This is a genomic window from Streptomyces sp. NPDC094147 (assembly GCF_044764265.1).
Taxonomy (GTDB): Bacteria; Actinomycetota; Actinomycetes; order Streptomycetales; family Streptomycetaceae; genus Streptomyces.
Map to the genome: position 1 here is coordinate 263,591 of NZ_JBIWHT010000005.1, position 24,467 is coordinate 288,057.

At 71.4% G+C, this 24,467-nt stretch carries 21 protein-coding genes and 1 pseudogene; 11 read left to right on the forward strand and 11 right to left on the reverse strand.

Features of this window, described 5'->3' with window-relative positions; genetic code table 11:
* Positions 1-85: 85 nt before the first annotated feature.
* The gene (miaB, locus tag ACIQ8J_RS11680) at positions 86-1,573 is read right to left on the reverse strand and encodes a tRNA (N6-isopentenyl adenosine(37)-C2)-methylthiotransferase MiaB (RefSeq protein WP_403270607.1); all 1,488 of its coding nucleotides are present in this window, start codon (positions 1,571-1,573) and stop codon (positions 86-88) included.
* 69 nt (positions 1,574-1,642) lie between these two features.
* Here miaB and ACIQ8J_RS11685 point away from each other — a divergent pair, with 69 nt between their 5' ends.
* Entirely contained in the window at positions 1,643-2,638 is a 996-nt protein-coding gene (locus ACIQ8J_RS11685) for a TAXI family TRAP transporter solute-binding subunit (protein ID WP_403270603.1), read from the forward strand.
* A gap of 43 nt (positions 2,639-2,681) precedes the next feature.
* On the opposite strand, the gene ACIQ8J_RS11690 is transcribed toward ACIQ8J_RS11685, so the two are convergent.
* Positions 2,682-4,085 carry an ATP-binding protein gene (locus ACIQ8J_RS11690; protein WP_403270600.1) on the reverse strand — a complete coding sequence of 468 codons (1,404 nt, stop codon included), beginning with the start codon at positions 4,083-4,085 and terminating at the stop codon, positions 2,682-2,684.
* Positions 4,086-4,101: 16 nt separating this feature from the next.
* Complete coding sequence (locus ACIQ8J_RS11695; RefSeq protein ID WP_403270597.1) at positions 4,102-4,803, reverse strand: response regulator transcription factor; 702 nt, start codon at positions 4,801-4,803, stop codon at positions 4,102-4,104.
* Between the two features lie 262 nt (positions 4,804-5,065).
* Between ACIQ8J_RS11695 and ACIQ8J_RS11700 the strand changes: the two genes are divergently transcribed.
* The 8 genes from ACIQ8J_RS11700 (at position 5,066) to ACIQ8J_RS11735 (ending at position 11,599) form a co-directional block, all read left to right on the forward strand.
* A complete protein-coding gene (locus tag ACIQ8J_RS11700) occupies positions 5,066-5,851 on the forward strand; it encodes an amino acid ABC transporter ATP-binding protein (protein ID WP_403270594.1) in 786 nt (261 codons plus the stop codon).
* Between the two features lie 145 nt (positions 5,852-5,996).
* Positions 5,997-6,917: a glutamate ABC transporter substrate-binding protein gene (locus ACIQ8J_RS11705; protein WP_403270592.1), complete on the forward strand. Its 921-nt coding sequence runs from the start codon at positions 5,997-5,999 to the stop codon at positions 6,915-6,917.
* A gap of 95 nt (positions 6,918-7,012) precedes the next feature.
* Entirely contained in the window at positions 7,013-7,660 is a 648-nt protein-coding gene (locus ACIQ8J_RS11710; RefSeq protein WP_403270590.1) for an amino acid ABC transporter permease, read from the forward strand.
* The gene (locus ACIQ8J_RS11715; protein WP_403270588.1) at positions 7,657-8,571 is read left to right on the forward strand and encodes an amino acid ABC transporter permease; all 915 of its coding nucleotides are present in this window, start codon (positions 7,657-7,659) and stop codon (positions 8,569-8,571) included. Before ACIQ8J_RS11710 ends, ACIQ8J_RS11715 begins: the two co-directional genes overlap by 4 nt.
* Before the next feature lie 143 nt (positions 8,572-8,714).
* Positions 8,715-10,358: an FAD-dependent monooxygenase gene (locus ACIQ8J_RS11720; RefSeq protein WP_403270585.1), complete on the forward strand. Its 1,644-nt coding sequence runs from the start codon at positions 8,715-8,717 to the stop codon at positions 10,356-10,358.
* A 117-nt stretch (positions 10,359-10,475) separates the two neighbouring features.
* A complete protein-coding gene (locus ACIQ8J_RS11725; protein WP_309544753.1) occupies positions 10,476-10,547 on the forward strand; it encodes a putative leader peptide in 72 nt (23 codons plus the stop codon).
* A 90-nt stretch (positions 10,548-10,637) separates the two neighbouring features.
* Positions 10,638-11,189, forward strand: coding sequence for a cysteine dioxygenase (locus ACIQ8J_RS11730; RefSeq protein WP_403270582.1), 552 nt, complete (start codon positions 10,638-10,640; stop codon positions 11,187-11,189).
* Entirely contained in the window at positions 11,180-11,599 is a 420-nt protein-coding gene (locus ACIQ8J_RS11735) for a rhodanese-like domain-containing protein (RefSeq protein WP_403607800.1), read from the forward strand. The genes ACIQ8J_RS11730 and ACIQ8J_RS11735 overlap by 10 nt, the downstream gene beginning before the upstream one ends.
* A 142-nt stretch (positions 11,600-11,741) precedes the next feature.
* Here the strand turns inward: ACIQ8J_RS11735 and recX are convergent.
* The 4 genes and pseudogenes from recX to ACIQ8J_RS11755 all read right to left on the reverse strand — a co-directional run.
* A pseudogene (gene recX / locus ACIQ8J_RS11740) lies at positions 11,742-12,413 on the reverse strand (recombination regulator RecX); the annotation flags it as partial.
* Positions 12,368-13,492: a recombinase RecA gene (gene recA, locus ACIQ8J_RS11745; protein ID WP_403270576.1), complete on the reverse strand. Its 1,125-nt coding sequence runs from the start codon at positions 13,490-13,492 to the stop codon at positions 12,368-12,370. The pseudogene recX and the gene recA, both read right to left, overlap by 46 nt.
* Positions 13,493-13,742: 250 nt before the next feature.
* Positions 13,743-15,074 carry an erythromycin esterase family protein gene (locus ACIQ8J_RS11750; protein ID WP_403270573.1) on the reverse strand — a complete coding sequence of 444 codons (1,332 nt, stop codon included), beginning with the start codon at positions 15,072-15,074 and terminating at the stop codon, positions 13,743-13,745.
* 286 nt (positions 15,075-15,360) lie between these two features.
* The gene (locus tag ACIQ8J_RS11755; RefSeq protein WP_403270570.1) at positions 15,361-15,555 is read right to left on the reverse strand and encodes a DUF3046 domain-containing protein; all 195 of its coding nucleotides are present in this window, start codon (positions 15,553-15,555) and stop codon (positions 15,361-15,363) included.
* An 80-nt stretch (positions 15,556-15,635) separates the two neighbouring features.
* Between ACIQ8J_RS11755 and ACIQ8J_RS11760 the strand changes: the two genes are divergently transcribed.
* Positions 15,636-16,568 carry a hypothetical protein gene (locus ACIQ8J_RS11760; RefSeq protein ID WP_403270567.1) on the forward strand — a complete coding sequence of 311 codons (933 nt, stop codon included), beginning with the start codon at positions 15,636-15,638 and terminating at the stop codon, positions 16,566-16,568.
* Positions 16,569-16,577: 9 nt separating this feature from the next.
* Here the strand turns inward: ACIQ8J_RS11760 and ACIQ8J_RS11765 are convergent, their stop codons facing one another.
* From ACIQ8J_RS11765 to ACIQ8J_RS11780, 4 genes are all read right to left on the reverse strand, one after another.
* Positions 16,578-17,750: a PucR family transcriptional regulator gene (locus tag ACIQ8J_RS11765; protein WP_403270564.1), complete on the reverse strand. Its 1,173-nt coding sequence runs from the start codon at positions 17,748-17,750 to the stop codon at positions 16,578-16,580.
* 85 nt (positions 17,751-17,835) lie between these two features.
* A complete protein-coding gene (locus ACIQ8J_RS11770; RefSeq protein ID WP_403270561.1) occupies positions 17,836-18,144 on the reverse strand; it encodes an AzlD domain-containing protein in 309 nt (102 codons plus the stop codon).
* Entirely contained in the window at positions 18,141-18,917 is a 777-nt protein-coding gene (locus ACIQ8J_RS11775) for an AzlC family ABC transporter permease (RefSeq protein WP_403270558.1), read from the reverse strand. Before ACIQ8J_RS11775 ends, ACIQ8J_RS11770 begins: the two co-directional genes overlap by 4 nt.
* 10 nt (positions 18,918-18,927) lie before the next feature.
* Positions 18,928-19,809 carry an AraC family transcriptional regulator gene (locus ACIQ8J_RS11780; protein WP_403270556.1) on the reverse strand — a complete coding sequence of 294 codons (882 nt, stop codon included), beginning with the start codon at positions 19,807-19,809 and terminating at the stop codon, positions 18,928-18,930.
* A 29-nt stretch (positions 19,810-19,838) separates the two neighbouring features.
* Between ACIQ8J_RS11780 and ACIQ8J_RS11785 the strand changes: the two genes are divergently transcribed.
* The gene (locus tag ACIQ8J_RS11785) at positions 19,839-24,464 is read left to right on the forward strand and encodes an ATP-dependent helicase (protein WP_403270553.1); all 4,626 of its coding nucleotides are present in this window, start codon (positions 19,839-19,841) and stop codon (positions 24,462-24,464) included.
* Positions 24,465-24,467: the final 3 nt, after the last annotated feature.

The following is a 24,467-nucleotide window of genomic DNA, read 5'->3' on the forward strand; positions in this document are numbered from 1 at the left end:
AGTCCCGTTCCGGCACACCGGCCCTGGGGTCCGGGCCAGGCGGTGTCCAGTTCTTCAGGGCCGGACATGATCCGCCCTGACACCCCTAGAGCACCGAGCAGCCGCCCGTGGGCTCCGGAAGGGGGGCCGGGGCGCCGATCGACGGCAGGCCGAGCATGACGCCCGCGGGCTTCTGGGCCGGGGCCGCGTTCCGCTTCTCCCAGGCGTCTCCCGCACGGGTGCGGCGTACACCGGTCGTCGGCCCTTCGGCGAGCAGGTGGTGCGGGGCCGCGTAGGTGATCTCGACGGTCACCACGTCACCCGGGCGCACTTCCTCGTCCGGCTTCGTGAAGTGGACGAGGCGGTTGTCGGGGGCACGGCCGGAGAGCCGCTGGGTGGAGCCGTCCTTGCGGCCCTCGCCCTCGGCGACCATGACCTCGAGAACGCGGCCGACCTGCTTCTTGTTCTCTTCCCAGGAGATCTCTTCCTGGAGGGCGGACAGGCGCATGTAGCGATCCTGAACGACATCCTTGGAAATCTGTCCGTCCATGGTTGCCGCCGGAGTTCCGGGGCGCTTGGAGTACTGGAAGGTGAACGCGTTCGCGAAGCGGGCCTCGCGGACGGTGTGCATGGTCTGCTCGAAGTCTTCCTCGGTCTCGCCGGGGAAGCCCACGATGATGTCGGTGGAGATGGCGGCGTGCGGAATGGCGGCGCGCACCTTCTCGATGATCCCGAGGAAACGCTCCTGCCGGTACGAGCGGCGCATCGCCTTGAGGACCGTGTCCGAACCGGACTGCAGCGGCATGTGGAGCTGCGGCATCACGTTCGGGGTCTCGGCCATGGCGGCGATCACGTCGTCCGTGAAGTCGCGCGGGTGCGGCGAGGTGAACCGGACCCGCTCCAGACCCTCGATGTTCCCGCAGGCACGCAGCAGCTTGCTGAAGGCCTCGCGGTCACCGATGTCCGAGCCGTACGCGTTGACGTTCTGCCCGAGCAGGGTGATCTCGGAGACGCCCTCGGCGACCAGCGCCTCGATCTCGGCGAGGATGTCGCCGGGACGGCGGTCCTTCTCCTTGCCGCGCAGGGCCGGAACGATGCAGAAGGTGCAGGTGTTGTTGCAGCCCACGGAGATGGAGACCCAGGCCGCGTACGCGGACTCGCGCCGGGTCGGCAGCGTGGACGGGAACGCCTCCAGGGATTCGGCGATCTCGACCTGCGCCTCCTCCTGGATGCGGGCGCGCTCCAGCAGGACCGGCAGCTTGCCGATGTTGTGCGTGCCGAAGACGACATCGACCCAGGGGGCCCGCTGCACGATGGTGTCGCGGTCCTTCTGGGCGAGGCAGCCGCCGACGGCGATCTGCATGCCGGGCCGCTTCGTCTTCATCGGCGCGAGCCGGCCGAGGTTGCCGTACAGCTTGTTGTCGGCGTTCTCCCGCACCGCGCAGGTGTTGAAGACGACGACATCGGCATCACCATCGGCACCCTCGGGCGCACGGACGTAGCCGGCCCCCTCAAGGAGGCCGGACAGCCGCTCGGAGTCGTGGACGTTCATCTGGCACCCGTAGGTGCGCACCTCGTAAGTCTTCGCGCTCATCTCGTACACCAGGGTACGGGGCCCGGCGACCCCTGGTCCTCGCGGGGAATGAACTGGCAGGATCCAGCCATGCTCCCCGCCCTGTCCCGACTCGGCCGCAACCGCGCCGTCCAAGGCGCCGCGGCCGCCGTGGTCGCCTTCGGGCTGCTGCTGTGGTGGCTGTTTCCGTTCGGCAGCCAGTCGCCGTCGGGCACGATCGACTTCAGTACGGGCGTACGCACCGGGGTCTACCAGCGTTACGGCGAGCTGCTGCAGCAGGCGCTGGCCAGTGACCTGCCGGACGTCCGGGTCGGCCTCAGGACGAGCCAGGGTTCGGCGCAGAACCTCCAGCGCCTGGCCGACGGCACCTCCGACTTCACCATCGCCACGGCGGACTCCGTCGACAAGTTCCGCAAGGACAACGCGGCGGGCGCGGACCGGCTGCGCGGCTGCGCACGGCTCTACGACGACTACGTGCAGCTGGTGGTGCCCAGGGACTCCCCGGTGCGGTCGGTCGCGGATCTGCGGGGCGAGCGGGTCGCCGTCGGGCAGGAGGGTTCCGGGGTTCGGCTGCTCGCCGGGCGGCTGCTCACAGCCGCGGGACTGAACCCCGCGAAGGACATCACCCCCGTTCCCGCCGGCATCGACACCATGCCCGACCTGCTGCGGAACAAGCGGATCGACGCCTTCTTCTGGTCCGGCGGGCTGCCGACCACCGCTGTTCTGAAGCTGTCCGAGGAATACGCGATCCGGCTGATCCCGCTCGCCGATCTGGTGTCGGCCCTGCACAAGGCGGACGGCAGCACCGGCTACTACCGGGCGGCGACCATGCCGGCCGACGCCTACCCCAAGGCTCAGCAGGGCGTCCCCGTGCCGACGATCGCCGTGGCGAACCTACTCGTCACCACGGATCGCACGAACGCGGCGCTGACCGAGGGCTTCACCCGCACGGTGATAAACAGCCGCGACCGCATCGGGCGCGAGGTGCATGCGGCGCAACTGGTGGATCTGCGGACGGCGATCTACACGGATCCGCTGCCGCTGCATGAGGGGGCACGTGATTACTACCTCTCGGTCAAGCCGTGAGGCAGGACGCGCGGCGTCGGACCGGAGTCGTCAGCCTCCGGCCTCACGCGCCCGGCTGCGTGCGCGGCACCGTCACGGTCACGCGCAGACCGTGCGGGTCGTGATGGGCGTACGCGATCGTGCCGCCGCCCGCCGCGAGCAGGGCGCGCGAGATGGAGAGGCCGAGGCCGGAGCCCTTGACGTTCTGGTGGCGGCTCGCCCGCCAGAAGCGGTCGCCGATCCGGGCCAGTTCCTCATCGGACAGACCGGGGCCGTGGTCGGTCACGGTCACGGTGGTCCTGGAGCCGTCGGCGGCGACGGTGACCCGTACCTCCTCGCCTTGGGGGGTGAACTTCAGCGCGTTGTCGACGACGGCGTCCAAGGCGCTGGAGAGCGCCACCGGGTCCGCCCAGCCGGTGGCGGCGCCCGAACCGTCCGCGATCAGCCGTACGCCCTTGTCCTCGGCGAGCGGCCGCCACGCTGCGACCCGCTCCCCCGCGAGCGCGCCGATGTCGGTGAGCTGAAGGTCGGCGGCGGCATGCTCGGCCAGCGCCAGGCCCAGGAGGTCGTCGAGGACCTGAGCCAGGCGCTTGCCCTCGGTGCGCACGGAGGCGATCTCCTCGTTCCCGTCGGGGAGTTCGAGCGCGAGGAGCTCGATGCGCAGGAGCAGGGCGGACAGCGGGTTGCGCAGTTGGTGCGAGGCGTCGGCGACGAAGGCGCGCTGCTGCTCCAGCACTTCTTCGACGTTGTCCGCCATCTCGTTGAACGAGCGGGCCAGCCTTCTGAGTTCCGGGGGCCCGCCGGCGGCCGCGACGCGTGATTTCATGCGCCCGGTCGCGATGTCGTGGGTGACGGCGTCCAGGACGCGTACGGGTCTGAGCACCCAACCGGTCAGCCGGAACGCCGCGCCCACCGCGAGCAGCATCGCGGCGAGCTCGCCCGCCGCGATGAGGAGCCAGCCGTGCAGGGTGTCGGACCGCATGCGCCCGGTGGGCGAGTCGGTGACCACGACCGCGATCACATCGCCCTCGCGCACGACGGGTGAGGCCACGACCAGGCGCCCTCGCTGCCACGGATACACCTGGGCCGGGTCGTGGCTGCGGCGCCCGGCGAGGGCCTCGTTGAAGGCCACGTACCCCTCTCCCTTGGCGGGCACGTGCCAGCCCTGGGGGGCGCTCGCCATGGCGCTGCCGTTGCGGAAGAAGACGCCCGCGTTGATGCCGTACAGGTTCGAATAGCGAGCGAGCTCCTCCTCCAAAGTGGTGAGCCGTTCCGCGCTGTTGGTGTCGTTGCCGTCGGCGGCGGTGACGAACTGGGCCAGCGCGGCGAAGCGCGCGGTGTCGTCGATGCGGTCGACGACCACCCTCTGCTGCTGCGCGCCGGCCACGCTCAGGGCGAGCGGAAAGCCGAACGCGACCAGGACGAGGGCGAGCAGGAAGATGAGGAGCGGGAGAAGTCGGGTGCGCACCGCGGGTTCTCGGCGCTCAGAGCGCGGCCGGCGCGACGAGCCGGTAGCCGACGCCGCGCACCGTCTCGATCAGTGCGGGCATGCCCAGTTTGGAACGCAGGGAGGCCACGTGCACTTCGAGAGTGCGGCCTGTTCCTTCCCAACTGGTGCGCCACACCTCGCTGATGATCTGCTCCCGACGGAAGACGACCCCGGGGCGCTGGGCCAGCAGCGCGAGCAGATCGAACTCCTTGCGGGTGAGCTGCACGCTCTGGCCGTCGACGCTGACCCGGCGGGTGGGCAGTTCTATCTGCACCCGGCCGAGCCGCAGCTCGCTCTCGGCCGAGTCGGGCTGCGCGCCCGGCGGGGGCCGCCTGATGACCGCGTGGATACGGGCGATGAGCTCGCCGGTGTCATACGGCTTGACCACGTAGTCGTCGGCGCCCAGGTTCAGCCCGTGGATGCGCGAGCGGACATCGGCGCGCGCCGTCACCATGATCACCGGGATGGCGGTCCGCTTGCGGATCTTGCCGCACACCTCGTAACCGTCCTGGTCCGGCAGCCCGAGGTCGAGCAGGACCACTCCGAAGGGTGGTTTGGCGCAGCGGTCGTCAGGAAGAAGGGCCTGCAACGCCTCTTCACCGTTGCGGGCGTGCTTCACCTCGAAGCCGTGCTTGGCGAGCACGGCAGACAGGGCGGCGGCGACGTGGTCGTCGTCCTCGACCAGCAGCAGTCTCATGGCCCCCCTCCCTGAATGTTCACCGGCCGCATCACGGCATGTACCCCCGCATCCACGCCCATGTTCGCCACTTCGGTCAAGGGGGCGCTCGCCCCTGCGCATCATCCGTTACGGAGCCGGTATTCCGCCCGGGGTGCCCGCTCACCCAGAGTGTCACCGCGCAACCGGATCGTTATGCTCAAGTTCCGCTCAGATGTAATGACGCTGGTCGTGGCTCCCCACTACGGTCCTCCCCAACCGAGGAGGACGGAGCAAGAAGCCGATGAGCGGAGTATCAGTGGCCAAGGGGACCGAGGACGCCGTACCCGCGTCGGGTGACCTGGTCGTGCTGAACAACGTCAACAAGCACTTCGGCGCGCTGCATGTGCTCCAGGACATCGACCTGACCATCGCCCGTGGCGAGGTCGTCGTCGTCATCGGACCCTCCGGGTCCGGGAAGTCCACGCTGTGCCGCACCATCAACCGCCTGGAGACGATCGATTCCGGGGCGATATCGATCGACGGCAGGCCGCTGCCCCAGGAGGGCAGGGAACTGGCGCGGCTGCGTGCCGACGTCGGCATGGTCTTCCAGTCGTTCAACCTCTTCGCGCACAAGACGGTGCTGGAGAACGTCATGCTGGGCCAGGTGAAGGTCCGCAAGACCGAGAAGCAGGCCGCCGAGCAGAAGGCTCGGGACCTGCTCGACCGGGTCGGCGTCGGCACCCAGGCCGACAAGTACCCGGCGCAGCTCTCCGGCGGTCAGCAGCAGCGCGTGGCGATCGCGCGGGCGTTGGCGATGGACCCCAAGGTGATGCTCTTCGACGAGCCCACCTCGGCGCTCGACCCGGAGATGATCAATGAGGTCCTCGAAGTCATGCAGCAGCTGGCGCGCGACGGGATGACGATGGTCGTCGTCACCCACGAGATGGGCTTCGCCCGCTCCGCCGCCAACCGCGTCGTCTTCATGGCCGACGGCAAGATCGTCGAAGAGGCCACGCCGGACCAGTTCTTCAGCAATCCGCGCAGCGACCGGGCCAAGGACTTCCTGTCGAAGATCCTGCACCACTGACGACAGTCGGCTGACAGATGACAACTGACGGATAGCGGATTCCAGATGACAGACGGCAGACAGCCGATGTCAACTGACCGTCGACGCCTGGCAATTGTCGGCTGACCAATGACGACCAACGACCAACGACGCAAGGAATGCTCGCATGATGCTCCGCAAGTCCGCCGCCGTCGCGGCGATCGCTGTGCTCGCCCTGTCCGCGACCGCCTGTGGCGGCAAGTCCGGCTCCGCCGGCGACAAGCAGTCCGCCCAGCCGGGCTCCAGCGACGCGCCCCAGCTGCCGACGTACACCGTCGCCTCGAACGTCACCCTTGACTCGCCGACCCTCAAGGCGGCAAAGGCGCGCGGCAAGCTCGTCATCGGCTCCAAGGCCGACCAGCCCTACCTCGGCTTCGAGGACCAGTCGACCAAGGAGCGGTCCGGCTTCGACGTCGAGATCGCCAAGATGATCGCCGCCGACCTGGGCTTCAAGGCCGACCAGATCGAGTGGAAGACCGTCGACTCCGGCGTGCGCGAGACCGCGATCTCCAAGGGCCAGGTCGACTACTACGTCGGCACCTACACGATCAACGACAAGCGCAAGAAGCTCGTCGGCTTCGCGGGCCCGTACTACAAGGCCGGCGCCGACCTGCTCGTCCGCAAGGACGACACCTCGATCACCGGCAAGGACTCCGTCAAGGGCAAGAAGGTCTGCTCGATCGTCGGCTCCACTCCCCTGCAGGAGATCAAGAAGCCCGAGTACGGCGCCTCCGTCGTGGAGCTCTCCAAGTACTCGGACTGCGTCCAGCAGCTCCTGACCAACCAGGTCGACGCGGTGACCACCGACGACGCGATTCTCAAGGGCTACGCCGCCAAGAACTCCGGCAAGCTCCGCGTGGTCGGCAAGCCGTTCACCGAGGAGCCGTACGGCGTCGGCATGAACAAGGACGACAAGGCGCTGCGCGACTTCATCAACTCCTCGCTGGAGAAGCACGAGCAGGACGGCACCTACAAGAAGATCTACGACGCGACGCTCGGCCTGTCCGGCTCCACCTACCAGGCCCCGCCGGCCGTCGTCCGCTACTGATCGACGCCGCTTGAAGCGCCCCGTACGTAGTACGGGGCGCCACGGCCCTGCCCCCGCCCGATGACCCAGCCGCTGCCCGCCGACGCGGAGACCCCATGAACGTACTGCTCGACCATTTCGCGGCCTTCCGCGACGGCTTCATAGGCACCGTGGAGATCACCGCCGTCAGTTCGGTCATCGCCCTGGTGCTGGGACTGCTGCTCGCCGGTTTCCGGGTCTCCCCCGTTCCGCCGCTGCGCTTCTTCGGCACCGCCTGGGTGACGCTGCTGCGCAACACCCCGCTGACGCTGCTCTTCCTGGTCTCGTTCTTCGTCGTACCGGAGATCTTCTTCCCCGGGATGAGCCCGTTCCTGCTGGGTTCGCTCGCGCTGGGCTTCTACACCGCGTCGTTCGTCTGCGAGGCCGTCCGGTCGGGCATCAGCACGGTCCCGCTGGGCCAGGCCGAGGCCGCCCGCTCGATCGGCATGAGCTTCACGCAGACCCTGCGGCTGATCGTGCTGCCGCAGGCCACCCGGACGGTGATCCCGCCGCTGAGCTCCATCTTCATCGCGCTCACCAAGAACTCGGCGATCGCCGGCGCCTTCAGCGTCACCGAACTGTTCGGCTGGCAGAAGCTGATGAGCGAGGACGGGTACGACATCGTCCCCGTCTTCATCTGGGTCGCCCTAGGCTATCTGATCGTCACCTTCGCGATCAGCGGTCTCTTCCGTCTCCTTGAGCGCCGCATGGAGGTCGCCCGATGAGTGCCAGCGTTCTCTACGACGCCCCCGGTCCCAAGGCCGTCGTACGCAACAGGATCTACGCCGTCCTCGGCTCGCTCGCGCTGCTCGCCCTGGCCGCCGTCGCGATCGTCCGGCTCTCGGACAAGGGCGACCTCGACTACGCGATGTGGGACATCTTCAACTACGCCGGTATCCGGCAGAACATCGCCGATGCCGTCCTCGCCACCCTCAAGGCCTTCGGTCTCGCCGCCGTAGGCTCGCTGGTGCTCGGCGTGCTCCTGGCCGTCGCCCGGCTCTCCGACCACAAGCCGGTCCGCTGGGCGGCGACCACGTTCATCGAGCTGTTCCGTTCCATCCCGCTGCTCATCACGATCTACGCGGTCTGGATCGGTTTCCTCACCGACTACTCGATGTGGGCGCTGGCGCTCGGCCTGTCGATCTACAACGGCTGCGTCCAGGCGGAGGTGCTGCGAGCCGGCGTCAACTCCGTGCCCAAGGGCCAGCGCGAGGCCGCCTACGCCCTCGGCATGAGCAAGACGCAGGTCATGACCAGCGTCCTCATGCCGCAGGCGGTACGGGCGATGCTGCCGACGATCATCAGCCAACTCGTCGTCACCCTCAAGGACACGTCGCTCGGCTTTATCATCCTGTACCCGGAGCTGCTCCAGACCGCCCGTCTGATCGCGAGCAACACCCAGGTCAACGGCCAGTACCCGTACGTCTCGACCATTGTTGTCATCGGCACCATCTATGTCGCGATGTGTCTGGTGCTCTCCGCCCTCGCCACCTGGATCGAGAAGCGCGGGCGCCGGGCCAAGACCGGCATCTCCATGGGCTCGGCGGCCGCGCCGATCACGGCCGCAGGACCGGCCGCCGTCATGGCCCCCGAGGGGACCGTTGGGCCCGATGGGGCGCCCGGCACGACGAACTGACGGCATATGAGGCAGTGGCGTTCGCGTCGCTGCCTCCGTCACTTGACGCAAGCACGCGCAGTGGGTTGCATACGTTCTGTGATCGTGCACCGGGTTCCCAGCGCCACCTGCAAGCCGTCCCGACCCGTGTCGGGAGCCACGCCGTGGACCCGGTGATCGTCGTCGGCGCCGGCCCGGTGGGTCTGGCGCTCGCGCTCTCGCTCGCCGCCCAGGGCGTGCCTTCCGTGGTGCTCGACGAGGGGCCGGGCAGGGACGAGCCCCGCCAGGTCCGCACGGCCGTACTGCGCCCGGACACCGCTGCGTTCGTGGCGGGCCTCGGATGTACGACTCTGCGTGACGAGGGCGCCCACTGGGTTGCCTGGCGGTCCATGAGGCGCGGTCAACTGCTGCGCCACGTCAGGTTCGGTGAGGGCTCCGACGCCGGCCCGCCCCCGGTCCACCTGCCGCAACACGCCCTTGCGCGCGGTCTGCGCGACGCCATTGCCGCCTCCGGTCTCGTGCGGGTGGTCCCGCAGAGCCGCCTCGACACACTGGAACAGGACGCGGACGGCGTCTCCGTACACACCTCGGGACCCGGCGGAACCTGGTGGCGCGGCAGCTACGCGGTCGGCTGCGACGGTGCCCGCTCGACCGTCCGCAAACTCCTGGACATCCGCTTCGCCGGCCGTACTGCCGTGGAACGCCAGGCCGTTGTGGCCCTGCGGACCGAACTCCCGTGGCCCGGCGAGGCGTTGCTGCACAGGCTGCCCCCGTGGCGGGCCGGCGGCGACGAGGTGACGGCCCGTCCCCTTCAGGACGGCGTCTGGCGGCTGGACTGGCTGCTGCCGCCCCGCGCCGAACTCGTCACGCCGGACGCCCTGGTGGGCCGCATCCGCGACACACTGGCGGGCTGGTGCGGCCAGACACCGCCGTACGAACTCCTCGACACCGGCGTCTACACCCTGCACCACCGTCTCGCCCGCCGCTGGCGGGTGCACCGCGCCTTCCTCGCCGGTGACGCCGCACACCTGTTGGGCGCGCTGGGCACCCAGTCCCTGGACGAGGGTCTGCGGGACGCCCAGAACCTCGCCTGGAAACTGGCCCAGGCCTGGCACCACGGCGCCTCCGACGTGCTCCTGGACAGCTACCAGACGGAACGCCGGCCGGCGGTCGCCGCCCGGCTGCGGGCGGCCGACCAGTCGCTGCCGATCCTGCGCGGCGGCGCGGGGCTGCGCGGCTGGATCCCGGGCACCGCACGGGGTCACGACGCCCTCGTGACCGACGGCCACGTGGGACGCGGCCCACTCGGCGCGCCCCCCGCGTACCCGCACTCCCCTCTCTCACCCCAATACGCCGAGTCGCACACTCCCGTCGGCACCCAGTTGGGTGCGCCTGCCACCGACATCGGTGTCACCGCCCCCGACGGCTCGACCGTGTCCCTGCGGGACCGGCTCGGCCGGGGCGCTCTCCTGGTCGTCCTGATCGCCCCGGGCACCGGGGTCTGGGACCGCCGCCACTGGCTCACCGCGGGTGTCATGCCCCGTCTGGCCTCCGCGGTGGCGGCTCTGCCCATGGACGCCGAGTTGCTGGTCGCCGAGGACTACCCCGGCGCCCCGGCCCACACCGTCCTCCTCGTACGCCCCGACGGCCACCTGGTCGCCGCGTTCAACGGCGTGCAGCCGGAGGAGCTGTACCACGCGGCCGATGCGGTGCGAGGGGGGCCGGGCAGGGGTGAGGGGGGCGTGCCGAGGGCTGTGGAGGGGGAACGGGCCGCGGCGGAGGAAGGGCGGACGGCTGACATCAATTGATGTCTGCTCGCTGATATCCGTCATCATCTGGCGTCTTCGAACCGTCATCCGCCATCCGAACGCCGATTGACCGACGCAGGCGCACATGGTCTACTCCGGAACGTGACCGACACCGATGTGCGCCTGTGGCGGAGGGTCCATATGGACCTGGTCCGCTATGCGGGCTGCGTGTGTCGCCCGTCCTGCTGATTCGCCCTTCCCTTCGCGCCCTGCCGCCGTGCCCTTGTGCCGCCGTCGGCCGTACGCGCGTATTCGCGAACTCCCTCAGGACGGTCTGCCGTGTCACTCTCCGTAAGCACCTCTGTGCCCGCTCCCGCCTCCACGTCCGGCTCCGACGCCGCGCCGACCGAGGCGGAGCTGCTCGACTTCGCCCGCCGTACCGCAGCGAACGCGGCGTTGATCGCCTCGTTGCCTCTCGATGCCGAGGGCCGCACCTGGATCCGGCTCGACGGCCCGGGGGGCAGTGAAGCCTGGCTGATCAGCTGGCCGCCCGGCACCGGTACGGGCTGGCACGACCACGGCGGTTCCCACGGAGCCTTCGCCACCGCGGCCGGCGCACTGCGCGAGGACTCCCTTGCGGTCCGGCTGCCCACCGAGGGCTGGAGGACTCTGGAACTCGCCGAAGGGGTCGACCGTTCAAGGGAGTTGGGGGCGGGCAGCGGTCGGGCCTTCGGGCAGCATCATGTGCACGAGGTCAGGAACGAGTCGGAGACCGAGCACGCCGTCTCGGTGCACGCCTACTACCCCCCGCTGCCCCTCATCCGGCGTTACAGCCGGGCGGGCGCGGTGCTCCGCATCGAGCAGGTCGAGCGTCCGGAGGACTGGCAGTGAGCGGGGGCACTGAGCGTACGCGGCCGGTGGGAATCGATGAATTCCTCGACCGGGTCAGGGCGGACCTGAACCGGGTGACGGCGACGGAGGCCTTCGCCGAGGCTGCCGAAGGGGCGCTCCTGGTGGACATCCGGTACGCGGCGCTGCGCGACCGGGACGGGCTGATTCCCGGCGCCCTGGTGGTCGAGCGCAACGAGCTGGAGTGGCGGCTCGATCCGCAGGGCAGCCATCGCGCGGCCGAGGCGACCAGCCACGATCTGCGGGTGGTGGTGATCTGCAACGAGGGGTACGCCTCGTCCCTCGCGGCAGTCTCGCTGCGGCGGCTGGGGCTGCATCGGGCGACTGATCTGATCGGCGGCTTCCAGGCCTGGCGCGCGGAGGGGCTGCCGGTCACGGCTCCCGCCGAGTGACGGGCTGTTCCGCCGGGGGCGGGCAGTGATTCAGCACGCCGGAGTTGGCGGCAGGCCGCGCGTGCCCCAGGAAACAGCGGCGCCCCTGGCCGGACGGCCAGGGGCGAGCGCGCCCGTACAGCTCAGTACGACTCGGTGCAGCTCAGGTCTCGTACAGGTCGTCCGCGTTCTCGCCCTCTTGCTCCAAGGCTTGGCGGACCACTCTCAGGGCCATGCCTTCCGGGTAGCCCTTGCGGGCGAGCATGCCTGCGAGGCGGCGCAGGCGGCGGTCGCGGTCCAGGCCGCGGGTGGAGCGGAGTTTGCGCGCCACCAGTTCGCGCGCGGTCTCCTCCTCCCGGTCGGAGTCGAGCTGGGCGACGGCCTCGTCGATGACCGAGGAGTCCACGCCCTTGGTGCGCAGTTCGCGTGCCAGTGCACGACGGGCGAGCCCGCGGCCGTGGTGGCGGGACTCCACCCAGGCGTCGGCGAACGCCGCGTCGTTGATCAGTCCGACCTCTTCGAAGCGGGAGAGGACCTCTTCGGAGACCTCGTCGGGGATCTCCCGCTTCTTCAGGGCGTCGGCGAGTTGCTTGCGGGTCCGGGGGGTCCCGGTGAGCAGGCGCAGACAGATCGCCCGCGCCCGCTCAGCCGGGTCCTGCGGCGGCGGCTCCTTCTCGGCCCTCGACGAGTCGGTGCCGTCGCCCGCTCCATCCGGGCCGGCCCGCCGGGAGCCGGCCCGCTTCGGGCCGGGCTCCTCGGGATCGGCCCACTCGGTCCTGCGGGTCACCGCTAGCTCTTGGCAGCGGCGGCCTTGGCCGTCTTGGCCTTGGTGGCCGGGGCCGGCACCGCGGCCGCGTCCGCCGCCGGGGCGGTCGCACCCGAAGCGTCCTTGCCGGGCTCGGCGGCCGGCTCCTCCGGCCGGACACCGACACCCAGCTTCTCCAGGATCTTCTTCTCGATCTCGTTGGCGAGATCGGGATTGTCCTTCAGGAAGTTGCGGGCGTTCTCCTTGCCCTGGCCCAGCTGGTCGCCCTCGTACGTGTACCAGGCGCCGGCCTTGCGGACGAAGCCGTGCTCGACGCCCATGTCGATCAGGCCGCCCTCGCGGCTGATGCCCTGGCCGTAGAGGATGTCGAACTCGGCCTGCTTGAAGGGCGGCGCGACCTTGTTCTTGACGACCTTGACGCGGGTGCGGTTGCCGACCGCGTCGGTGCCGTCCTTGAGCGTCTCGATCCGGCGGATGTCGAGACGTACCGACGCGTAGAACTTCAGCGCCCGGCCACCGGTCGTGGTCTCCGGGGAGCCGAACATCACACCGATCTTCTCGCGGAGCTGGTTGATGAAGATCGCGGTGGTCTTCGACTGGTTGAGCGCGCTGGTGATCTTCCGGAGCGCCTGGCTCATCAGACGGGCCTGGAGGCCCACGTGCGAGTCACCCATCTCGCCCTCGATTTCCGCGCGCGGCACCAGGGCCGCCACGGAGTCGATGACGATCAGGTCGAGCGCGCCGGAGCGGACCAGCATGTCGACGATTTCCAGCGCCTGCTCACCGTTGTCCGGCTGCGACAGGATCAGGTTGTCGATGTCGACGCCGAGCTTCTTCGCGTACTCGGGGTCAAGGGCGTGCTCGGCGTCGATGAAGGCCACCGAGCCGCCGAGCTTCTGCGCGTTCGCCACCGCGTGCAGCGTCAGGGTCGTCTTGCCGGAGGACTCCGGGCCGTACACCTCCACCACACGGCCGCGCGGCAGACCGCCGACGCCGAGCGCCACGTCGAGCGCGGTCGACCCGGTGGGGATGACCTCGATGGGCTCATTCGGCCGCTCGCCCAGGCGCATCACCGCGCCCTTGCCGAATTGCCGTTCAATCTGTGCGAGCGCGGCGTCGAGCGCCTTCTCGCGGTCAGTTCCTGCCATGGGTTCCACCCGATTTGCTTGAGTCGATCGCTTCACGTCAAAGACGCTAACCCCTGCCACTGACAATGGGCCCCGACGTCCTTCCAGCCTGTGGATAACTCCACCGGAAACGCGGTGGAACCCGTGCGAACACAGGGCCGGAACCCCATGAGAAAGGATGTTCGATTTTGATGTCAAGCGCACCCCGCGCGTCCCGCCGTGGCTGATCCGGCCCCGAGTCGCGCCCCGGCCATGATCCACCGGACACCCCCTAGAGCTTGCCCGCCTCCCGAACGGTGTGGAGGTGGACCAGGACGTCGTATGCCCTGCCGATGGCGGTCTCGGGCGTCTTGTCGTTCGGATACTGCGTGCCGACGTTGTACGTCGGGCGCGAGATGTCCAGCCAACTGCGGGCGGCGGCAGGGGCTTTGCGCAGGTCGGCGTAGTAGTCGCGGTACCGGACCTGGTCGAGCGTGTACTCGTTCGTGCCGGGACCGGCCGGGCCGACGGTGAACTTCTTCCACTCGCCGCCGAGCGCCTCGCCCTTGGAGAGGAAGGAGCCCCGGTCGAAGGTGGTGCCGATGGCGAGGTAGTCCGCGCCCAGGGTGTCGCGGAGGAACGAGCCCTGGGTCTTCGGGTACGTCGTGGGGTCGGAGGCCGCGTAGCCGACGTGGTCGTCGTGGGCCGACAGCAGGATCCTGCCGCCGGTGCGCCGCTGCCACCATGCCGTGGTCTCGGCCATCACCTGGTCGCGGTAGCGCTCCATGGCGGTCAACGATTCCTGGTCGCCGGGGTCGACGGTCAGGAAGGTGTAGGTCTGGGCGATGTTGCGGGCGTTCTGCAGAGCGAACTCGAAGTCCTCGCCGCCCCTTGGCCCCTGGCCTTGTACAAGTTCCAGCACCTGCTGCGCCTTGGCCGCATTGTGCTGCCGATCCGCGAGCGGCCGCCCCAGGTAGGCGATGGCGTCGTCGAGCGGGCGCAGGCCGGTGAGGAGCTCGTTCAGGCGCGGCAGGGACTCCGGATGCGTCCGCCGGACGTAGTCGGTGACGCTGTCGAAGACCCGCTCGTCGAGCCTGGGCGCGCCGACGTCGTCGCCCAGGAAGTGCACCGGGCGATCGGGGTGTCGGAGGTTGTGGTCGCGCATCCACCCGACGAGGGTCACGAACTCCTCGCGGTCCCAGGGAGATCCGGCCATCACGTCGTGCACGACCTGCCGCGCGTCGCGGTCGCCGTCGCCGTGCTGGAGGTAGTCGTCGATCCGCAGACCCGCCGACCAGCTGATCTCCAGGGCGAAGGTGGTGAATCCCTTCTGCTCGACGAGGTGGCGGAAGACCCGGTCCTTCAGGGCGAAGAACTCGTGCGAGCCGTGCGTGGCCTCGCCCACGCCGACCACCTTGGCGTCGCCGACCATCACCCCCAGAGCGCGCAGATCGGCCGTGCCGGTGCCCGGCTCCGTCGACCGCAGCGGATGGGCGATCCGGTCCAGCGCGCCGACGGGGGCCGACGCGGACGCCGCCGGTGCTGCGTACGCGGCCGCCGCTGGGGCCAGCGTCGCGGCCAGAGCAACAGCCACCGCCGCGAGCCGCTTCCCATTGCCGATCATGTGTGATCACTCCTCAACGTGCTTGGTGTCAAGCGCTGTTGAGAAGATCGTCACGCGCGAGGCGCCCCGGGCGCGCTGGGGCCGGCCCGACACCTTCCCGGGGGACAACCCCCTGACCCGACTCTCGGGGTCATGCTCCCCGAGACCCGTAGGAGCGCCGGATCGTGCCGTCTGGATCGAGATGCACGACTCTTCCCCTGTGCCGGGCGCTCAGGGGGCGTCCGGTATACGGAGGCTGCCGCCACCACCGCCTCGCCAGGGGGACGTCCCCCGGAGGCGGCCTTCGTCACCGTCGGTGCGCGGGCACGTCCATGGCGGCGCAGACCGCCCGCCAGACGTCCTTCGCCTCCCAGCCGGCGTCGAGCGCCTCGTGCACGGTGCGCCCGCCCAGTTCCGTCATCACATGGTCACGCGCGAAGGAGTCGGCGTACCCGGCGCCGAAGTGGTCGGCCATCCGCTCCCAGAAAATCGTCAACCGCATGACGCAAGTATCGCGCCCCTGAGAGTGCAGCCCCGGCCATCGGGCTTGCCCGCGGCTCTGCGGGGCCTACCGTCTGGAACATGGCTGGTTCCGGAGCATCCCCCCACTCCCCCGACTCTCCGCTGGCGCGCGCCGAGCACTTCATCTGGCTGACGGCCCGGGTGCTTGAGCAGCGCCGGTTCGCCCACCACTTCCTCGGCAAGGAAGCCGACCCCGTCGAGGTGGCACTCTCCGCCTACCAGGGCGAGGACGGCGGCTACGGCCACGCCCTCGAACCCGATCTGCGCGGCCCCGTCAGCCAGCCCCTGCACACCGCGCACGCGCTGCGGGTCCTGGACTCGATCGGGCGGCTCGCAGGGCAGCGGGTGGAGCGGATGTGCCGCTATCTGACGGACGTCTCCACCAAGGACGGCGCGCTGCCCGCGCTCCACCCTTCGCAGCGCGGCTATCCGGCGGCGCCGTTCATCCCGATCGTCGACGACCCGCCCAGCGCCCTGCTGGCCACCGGCCCCGTGGTCGGGCTGCTGCACCGCAACCGGGTGTGGCACGCCTGGCTGTTCCGGGCCACCGACTTCTGCTGGGCCGCGGTCGACTCCCTGGAGACGTCGCATCCGTACGAGGTCGAGGCCGCGGTCACCTTCCTGGACGGCGCCCCCGACCGTTCCCGGGCCGAGGCGGCCGCGGACCGGCTCGGCCGCCTCGTCCGGGAGCAGCGGCTCGCGGTGCTCGATCCCGCGCGGATCGCCGACTTCCCCGTCGCCGAGGGGTACGCCCCCGGCGAGCACCACTTTCCGCACGACTACGCGCGGGTGCCCGAGTCGCTGGCCCGCCGCTGGTTCACCGACGAGGAGATGCGGCGTTCGCTCGACCATCTGGAGGCGGCGCAGCAGGAGGACGGCGGCTGGCCCATCCAGTGGCGGGCATGGGCGCCCGGCACGTCCTTGGAGGGGCGCCCCATCGTGACGATCGAGGCGCTCAGGACGCTGCGCGCCCACGGCCGCGCCATCGGCTGACCATGGCGGTCAGGCGGCGTCGCGCAGCAGCAGCGCCGCGACCGCCAGCGTCGTACCGCGTGGCGACGAGAGGTCGAGCCCGGTCCGTTCGGCGAGCTTGGCCAGCCGGTTGTCGACGGTGTTGGGGTGCAGCCCGAGCGCCTGCGCGGTGGCGCGGCGGTCCTGTCCGCGGGCGAGGTGGGTGCGCAGGGTCTCGATGAGCTCGGGCCGGCCGGCGACCGGGTCGAGCAGTGCGGCGATCTTGTGGCTGGTCTCGCTCGGCCGCGAGAGGTGGTATTCGAGCAGGACGTCGTCGAGACGGTGCACCGCGGCGGGCAGTCCGCAGGCCCGGCTGACGCGCAGGATCTCTCCGGCGGTGCGCGAGGCGGCGGGCACCGCGGCCGGTTCCCCGGCCGGTACGGCCGCGACCCGCACTTCCAGACCGCAGGCCCTGGAGAGGCGCCGGGCGAGGTCGTCCGGCGGCTCGCAGCCCTTCGGTACGACGGCCCGGCCCAGGTCCGAGTCGAGCAGCGCGAGCACCTCCACACCGAAGGTGTGGTCCAGGACGGTCTGAATGCGCCGCAGCCGCCGGCGCAGCGCCACCGAGCCCTCACCGGCGAGCGGCCCGATCCCCACGGCGAGGACCAGCGCGGGCCCTTCGAGGTTCAGCTGGTCGAGGAGTACGTGGCCGGGCGGCAGCATGCCGTCGAGGAACCCGCGTACCAGTGAGCGCCGGGTGGCGCGCTGCTCGGCCTCCAGAGCGGAGCGCTCGTCCAGGTAGGTCTCGGCGACGGCCCCGACGACGCCGTGGTGGGACTGGAGCAGCAGGTCGACGAGTTCGACCAGGGCTGCCTCGTCACCCGGCCCGGCAGCCTCCCTGAGGGCCTGCCACAGGACGTACAGACCCAGGGCGTGGGTACGCAGCAGGAGGTGCAGCGGGAGGCCCTCCTCGGCCCGCTGGGCGGCGCGCTCGCGGAACAGCCGGTAGCTTTCGGGGGCCGGGTCGGGCTCACTGACGCGGCGCAGGAACAGCCGCATCCCGTGCCGGGCTGTCGCGGCCATCTCCAGGTCCTTCACGTCGCCCGGGAGCTGGGCGTAGCCGGGCAGTTCCTCGAAGGCCTCGCGGGCCATGCGCCGGGCCAGTTCGTTGACGCGCGGCTCGCAGCGCAGCGCGAGGGACCGGGCGGCGTCGGACAGTGCCATGGCGTCTCCCCGGACGGCCGAAGGGATCGTTGTGACGCGTCACACTACCCACGGCGTACGTTCCGCACCGCCCCGGGCGCCGGGCTCAGCCGCCCAGAGCCCGCACCCCCGCCGTGACGAGTACGGCGGCCCCGACGATGACCAGGAACGGGGCACGCAGCACCAACGCGACGGCCGCCGCCGCGAGCCCCGCGCCCCGGGCGTCGAGCAGCACCTGGTGGCCGGTGCTGAAGGTCTGCTGGGCGGTGAGCGCGGCCAGCAGCGCCACCGGCAGCAGCGCGGCCAGCCGCTTGACCAGCGGTCGCTCCAGGGCTCCGGCGGGGACCAGCAGGCCGAGGAGCTTGACGAGGTAGCAGCCGACGGCGGTGGCTGCGATGGCGATCCAGATGTTCAACGCGCTTGCCCCTTCGGGGAGTTCCCGGCTTCGTCACAGGCTCCGGCATCGCTCGCCCCGCGACCGCTCCGTCCCTTGAGGAAGAGCACGACAGGTGCCGCGAGTGCCGCTGTCAGGACGGGCACCCCCGCGGGCAGCACCGGAAGCAGGCCCAGGACGAGTACGACGGCGAAGGCGGCGGTGATCCGCTCGGTGGAGGTCTTGAGCATCGGGGCGAGGAGTGCGAGGAAGACGGCGGGGCTCGCGGCGTCGAGCCCCCAGGCGTCGGTGTCGCCGAGGGCCTCGGCCCCCAGCGCCCCGGCGAGGGTGGTCAGGTTCCACAGCACGTAGAGGGTGAGTCCGGTGACGGTGAAGCCGATGCGTGCGGCCCGCCGGGTCGGCTGGGCGAGGGTGACCGCGGTGGTCTCGTCGATGACCCACTGCGCGGCCAAGGGGCGCAACGCCCGTGGCAGCGCGAGCAGTTGGGAGAGGCGCAGCCCGTAGAAGGCGTTCCGTACGCCGAGGAAGAAGGCGCCGGCGGCCGCGGTGAACGGGTTGCCCCCGGCCGCGAGCGCGCCGACCAGCGCGAACTGCGAGGCGCCGGTGAAGACCAGCAGGCTGAGCGCGCAGGTCTGAAGGACGGTGAGTCCCGATCCGGCCGAGGTCACTCCGAAGGCGAAGCCGGAGAGCCCTACGGCGACGCCGACGCCCAGGGCGTCGCGAACGACCGCCGCATCTGGTTTGTCCTCGGCCCGGGGGCGTATCTCTGGGGGTGCTGTCTGTTCTGCTGCCACACCCGTGACGTTAAAAGAGGGCGGTGCCGTCGTTCTTGTACGTTCTTGCGCGCTCGCGGCGGTAGGCGCCGGGCGTGACGCCGACGATCCGGGTGAAGTGGCGGTTGAGGTGCGGCTGGTCGGTGAAGCCGACGGCTACGGCCGCCTCGGCCGGCGGCGTTCCCTCGTCCAGGAGGCGGCGGGCCCGGCGCACGCGCTCGCCGGTGAGCCAGGAGTGCGGCGGCAGCCCGTACTCCGCCTTGAAGGCGCGCAGCAGCGCGAACGGGCTCGTGCCCAGTTCCCGCGCCAGTTGTTCCAGGGAGGGCGGCGCGGTCAGCCGCTCCGTCAGGAGTCCCCTCGCGGCGGCCGCGGCGCGGGAGCCCGCCGATCCGGCAGTCCGGGCGGGCAGGGAGCGGCCGTGCCGGACCAGCAGCCGGGCGATGGCGATACGGAACACGCTGTCGGCGGCCAGCGCGTTGCCCTGCTCGGCGGCGCGGTGCACTTCCTGGATGAGCAGTGCGGTGTCCGGGTCCTCGACGATGGTCTCGGCGAATCCGGCGGTGCCGCGCAGCGTGGTGGTCTCCGCCGCGATGTCGGCCACCAGCCCCGCCGAGGGGTAGAGCGTGGCGTACGTCCATCCTTCGGGCACCCCGGCGTGGGCCGCGTGCGGAACCTCGGGGTTGATCATGACGACGGTGCCGGGGCGGGCCCGTATCGTCTCGCCGGGCATCACCACGTCCTCGATCCCGGTGCGCACCGCGCCGAGGACGAACCCCTCGTGCGCGTGGCGCGCGAAGGAGTGGCTCACATAGCGGGCGCGCAACAGATCGAGGCCCGGCAGCTCCGGGTACTGCCAGTGCCGCGCCCATTCCCCGGCCTCGTCCACACCCCCATTCTCGCAGCTCCGGGCCATTGTCAGTGGCTGGGTGCACGATGGGGACCATGGCAGGGACAGCACTGGAATCCTTCTCCCCCGCGACGCGCGGCTGGTTCACGGGGGCCTTCACCGCGCCCACCGCGGCGCAGGAAGGCGCCTGGCGGGCGATCGCGGAGGGTTCGGACGTGCTGGTCGTCGCCCCGACCGGCTCCGGCAAGACCCTCGCCGCCTTCCTGGCCGCGCTCGACCGGCTCGCGGCCACGCCTGCGCCCGCCGAGGCGAAGAAGCGCTGCCGGGTGCTCTACGTGTCCCCCCTCAAGGCCCTCGCGGTCGATGTGGAGCGCAATCTGCGCTCCCCGCTGACCGGGATCCGCCAGGAGTCGGTGCGGCTCGGGCTGCCCGAGCCGGAGGTCCGGGTCGGCATCCGTTCCGGCGACACCCCGCCCGCGGAGCGCCGGGCCCTCACCACCCGGCCACCGGACATCCTGATCACCACGCCCGAGTCGCTGTTCCTGATGCTCACGTCCGCCGCGCGCGAGGCGCTCGCCGGCATCGAGACGGTGATCCTGGACGAGGTGCACGCGGTCGCGGGCACCAAGCGCGGCGCCCATCTGGCGCTCTCCCTGGAGCGGTTGGACGAGCTGCTCCCGAAACCGGCCCGCCGGATCGGCCTGTCGGCGACGGTGCGTCCGGTGGACGAGGTGGCCCGCTACCTCTCGCCGCAGCGCAAGGTCGAGATCGTCCAGCCGCCCTCCGCCAAGGAGTTCGACCTGTCGGTGGTCGTGCCGGTGGAGGATCTGGGCGAGTTGGCGGGATCACCGGCGGCCGACGTCCAGGAGGGGGCCGAGAAGCCGTCGATCTGGCCCCATGTCGAGGAGCGCATCGTCGACCTGGTGCAGGCCCACCGTTCGACGATCGTCTTCGCCAACTCCCGCCGCCTGGCGGAGCGTCTGTGCAACCGGCTCAACGAGATCGCGTACGAGCGCGCCATGGGCGCCGCCCTTCCCGAGGCGCACTCCCCGGCGCAGCTGATGGGCGGTTCGGGCGCGGCGGTCGGCGCCCCGCCGCTCCTCGCCAAGGCGCACCACGGTTCGGTCTCCAAGGAGCAGCGGGCGCTCGTGGAGGAGGACCTGAAGGCGGGCCGGCTGCCGGCCGTGGTGGCCACCTCCAGTCTTGAACTGGGCATCGACATGGGCGCGGTGGACCTGGTGGTCCAGGTCGAGTCCCCGCCGTCCGTCGCCTCCGGGCTGCAGCGCGTGGGCCGGGCGGGACACCAGGTGGGCGCGGTCTCCACCGGGGTCGTGTTCCCCAAGTACCGCGGGGATCTGGTCCAGTCGGCGGTGGTCACCGAGCGGATGCGCACGGGGGCGATCGAGTCGCTGCGCATCCCCTCCAACCCGCTGGATGTGCTGGCGCAGCAATTGGTCGCGATGACCGCGCTGGACACCTGGCAGGTGGACGACCTGCTGGCGCTGGTGCGCCGGGCCGCGCCGTTCGCCGCGCTGCCCGAATCGGCGTTCACGGCGGTCCTGGACATGCTGGCGGGCCGCTATCCGTCCGACGCCTTCGCGGAGCTGCGGCCGCGCGTGGTGTGGGACCGGGTGGCGGGCACGGTCACCGGCCGCCCCGGCGCCCAGCGCCTCGCCGTCACCTCCGGCGGCACCATCCCCGACCGCGGTCTGTTCGGCGTCTTCCTGGCCGGGGCCGACCCGAAGAAGGGCGGCGGCCGGGTCGGCGAGCTCGACGAGGAGATGGTGTACGAGTCCCGGGTGGGCGATGTCTTCACCCTGGGCACCACCTCGTGGCGGATCGAGGACATCACCCGCGACCGCGTGCTGGTCTCCCCCGCGCCCGGGGTGCCGGGCAGGCTGCCCTTCTGGAAGGGCGACCAGCTGGGCCGTCCGCTCGAACTGGGGCGTGCCCTGGGCGCGTTCCTGCGCGAGGTCGGCTCGCTCACCCCCGACGACGCCCGGCTGCGGCTGCTGAGCGCGGGCCTCGACGCCTGGGCCGCGGACAATGTGATCGGCTATCTCGACGAGCAGCGCCGCGCCTGCGGTCACATCCCGGACGACCGCACGATCCTGGTCGAGCGGTTCCGCGACGAGCTCGGCGACTGGCGCGTGGTCATCCACTCCCCCTTCGGCGCCCAGGTGCACGCCCCCTGGGCGCTGGCGCTCGGCGCCCGCCTCGCCGAGCGCTACGGCATGGACGCCCAGGTGATGCACGCCGACGACGGCATCGTGCTGCGGCTGCCCGACGCCGACCTGATGGGCCTCGACCTCCTCGACCAGGACCCCCAGCACCTCGACGCGACCTACGACAGCGAACAGGCCCCCGTGGGCGCCGCCGACACGGTCTTCGACAAGGGCGAGATCGAGCAGATCGTCACCGACCAGGTCGGCAGCTCCGCGCTGTTCGCCTCCCGCTTCCGCGAATGCGCCGCGCGCGCCCTGCTGCTGCCCCGGCGCACCCCGGGAAAGCGCACCCCGCTGTGGCAGCAGCGCCAGCGAGCCGCCCAACTGCTCCAGGTGGCCAGCGAGTTCGGGTCCTTCCCGATCGTCCTCGAAGCCGTCCGCGAATGCCTCCAGGACGTCTTCGACGTCCCCGGCCTCACCGAGCTGATGGGCGATCTGGAGACCCGCCGGGTGCGCCTGGTCGAGGTCACCACCCCCGAGCCGTCCCCGTTCGCCCGCTCCCTCCTGTTCGGGTACGTCGCGCAGTTCCTCTACGAGGGCGATTCGCCGCTCGCCGAACGGCGGGCCGCGGCCCTCTCCCTCGACTCCCGGCTCCTGGCCGAGCTGCTCGGCCAGGCAGAGTTGCGCGAGCTGCTCGACGCGGACGTGCTGACCGAGCTGGAGCAGGAGCTCCAGTGGCTCACCGAGGACCGCCGCGTCAAGGACGCCGAGGGCGTCGCCGACCTGCTGCGGGTCCTCGGGCCGCTCACCGACGCCGAGTTGGCGGCGCGCGGCGCCGAGCCCGGCTGGGCCCCGGAGCTGGCGGCGGCGCGCCGCGCCATCCGGGTCCGGATCGCGGGCGCCGACCACTGGGCGGCGATCGAGGACGCGGGCCGCCTGCGCGACGCGCTCGGTACGGCGCTCCCGGTCGGCGTGCCCGAGGCGTTCACCGAGCCGGTCAAGGACCCCCTCGGCGACCTCCTGTCCCGGTACGCGCGTACGCACGGCCCGTTCACCTCGGCCACCGCGGCGGCCCGGCTCGGCCTGGGCGCCGCGGTCACGGACGGGGCGCTGCAACGCCTCGCGGCCTCGGGCAGGGTCGTCCAGGGCGAGTTCCATCCGGCGGGCATCGGCCAGGAGTGGTGCGACGCGACGATCCTGCGCAGGCTGCGCCGCCGCTCGCTCGCCGCGCTGCGCCAGGAGCTGGAGCCGGTGCCGCCCGCCGCGCTCGCCGCCTTCCTCCCCCAGTGGCAGCACCTCGGCGGCAACGGCCTGCGCGGCATCGACGGACTCGCCCGCGCCGTCGAGCAGTTGCAGGGTGCCGCCGTCCCGGCCTCCGCCCTGGAAAAGCTGATCCTGCCGTCCCGGGTCGCCGACTACAGCACGGCGCTCCTCGACGAGCTCACCACGACCGGCGAGGTCGTCTGGGCGGGCGCGGGCGCCCTGCCCGGCAAGGACGGCTGGATCTCCCTGTACGTCGCGGACACCGCCCCGCTGCTGCTGCCGCCCCCGCAGCCGCTCGAACTGACCGCGCTGCACGAGTCGGTGCTCACCGCGCTGGCCCCCGGCTACGGCCTGTTCTTCCGCCAGCTCGCCGACCAGGTCCGCGCCACCACCCACCCCGAGGCGACCGACCCCCAACTCGCCGATGCCATCTGGGATTTGGCCTGGTCCGGGCGGCTGACCAACGACACCCTGGCGCCGCTGCGCTCGCTGCTCGGCTCCGGGCGCACCGCGGGTTCCACCGCCCACCGCGCCCGGCGGGCCGTTCCGCGCGGTCGGTACGGCACCCTGACCGCCGCGGCCCGCCCGGTCTCGCGCACCGGGCCGCCGACCGTCTCGGGCCGCTGGTCCCTGCTCCCGCCCCGCGAGCCCGACCCCACCCATCGCGCCCACGCCCTGGCCCGCACCCTCCTGGACCGGCACGGCGTGGTCACCCGGGGTGCGGTGCAGGCCGAAGGGGTGGAGGGCGGCTTCTCGGCGACGTACCGGATCCTCGCCGCGTTCGAGGACAGCGGGCAGGCGCGGCGCGGGTATGTGGTCGAGGGGCTGGGCGCCGCCCAGTTCGCGATGGACGGCGCGGTGGACCGGCTGCGAGCGGCCGCCACCGCCCGGGACCGGGGCGCCGATGCGCACACCGCCCCGCAGGCGGTCGTGCTCGCGGCCGCCGACCCGGCCAATGCGTACGGTGCGGCGCTGCCCTGGCCCGAGCCGCCCACCGGGGCCGGGCACAAGCCGGGCCGCAAGGCCGGCTCCATGGTCGTCCTGGTCGACGGCGAGCTCACGCTGTATCTGGAACGCGGGGGCAAGTCCCTGCTGGCCTGGGCGGCCGAGCCGGACGATCCGGCGCTGACGGCCGCCGCGGGCGCCCTGGCGGGGGCGGCACGGGCCGGTCGGCTCGGCACGGTCACCGTGGAGCGGGCCAACGGCGACCCCGCCCTGACGTCACCACTCGCGCGGGCCCTGGAGACAGCGGGCTTCATCCCGACCCCGAGGGGGCTGCGCCTGAGACCCTGACGC

Bases quoted from the DNA above. Each gene is read 5' to 3' on its own strand.
- ACIQ8J_RS11760 (WP_403270567.1), top strand. From the start codon at position 15,636: ATGGCTGGTTCCGGAGCATCCCCCCACTCCCCCGACTCTCCGCTGGCG.
- miaB (WP_403270607.1), bottom strand. From the start codon at position 1,573: ATGAGCGCGAAGACTTACGAGGTGCGCACCTACGGGTGCCAGATGAAC.
- recA (WP_403270576.1), bottom strand. From the start codon at position 13,492: ATGGCAGGAACTGACCGCGAGAAGGCGCTCGACGCCGCGCTCGCACAG.
- ACIQ8J_RS11695 (WP_403270597.1), bottom strand. From the start codon at position 4,803: ATGAGACTGCTGCTGGTCGAGGACGACGACCACGTCGCCGCCGCCCTG.
- ACIQ8J_RS11700 (WP_403270594.1), top strand. From the start codon at position 5,066: ATGAGCGGAGTATCAGTGGCCAAGGGGACCGAGGACGCCGTACCCGCG.
- ACIQ8J_RS11765 (WP_403270564.1), bottom strand. From the start codon at position 17,750: ATGGCACTGTCCGACGCCGCCCGGTCCCTCGCGCTGCGCTGCGAGCCG.
- ACIQ8J_RS11780 (WP_403270556.1), bottom strand. From the start codon at position 19,809: ATGGCCCGGAGCTGCGAGAATGGGGGTGTGGACGAGGCCGGGGAATGG.
- ACIQ8J_RS11750 (WP_403270573.1), bottom strand. From the start codon at position 15,074: ATGATCGGCAATGGGAAGCGGCTCGCGGCGGTGGCTGTTGCTCTGGCC.
- ACIQ8J_RS11685 (WP_403270603.1), top strand. From the start codon at position 1,643: ATGCTCCCCGCCCTGTCCCGACTCGGCCGCAACCGCGCCGTCCAAGGC.
- ACIQ8J_RS11755 (WP_403270570.1), bottom strand. From the start codon at position 15,555: ATGCGGTTGACGATTTTCTGGGAGCGGATGGCCGACCACTTCGGCGCC.
- ACIQ8J_RS11785 (WP_403270553.1), top strand. From the start codon at position 19,839: ATGGCAGGGACAGCACTGGAATCCTTCTCCCCCGCGACGCGCGGCTGG.
- ACIQ8J_RS11705 (WP_403270592.1), top strand. From the start codon at position 5,997: ATGATGCTCCGCAAGTCCGCCGCCGTCGCGGCGATCGCTGTGCTCGCC.
- ACIQ8J_RS11710 (WP_403270590.1), top strand. From the start codon at position 7,013: ATGAACGTACTGCTCGACCATTTCGCGGCCTTCCGCGACGGCTTCATA.
- ACIQ8J_RS11715 (WP_403270588.1), top strand. From the start codon at position 7,657: ATGAGTGCCAGCGTTCTCTACGACGCCCCCGGTCCCAAGGCCGTCGTA.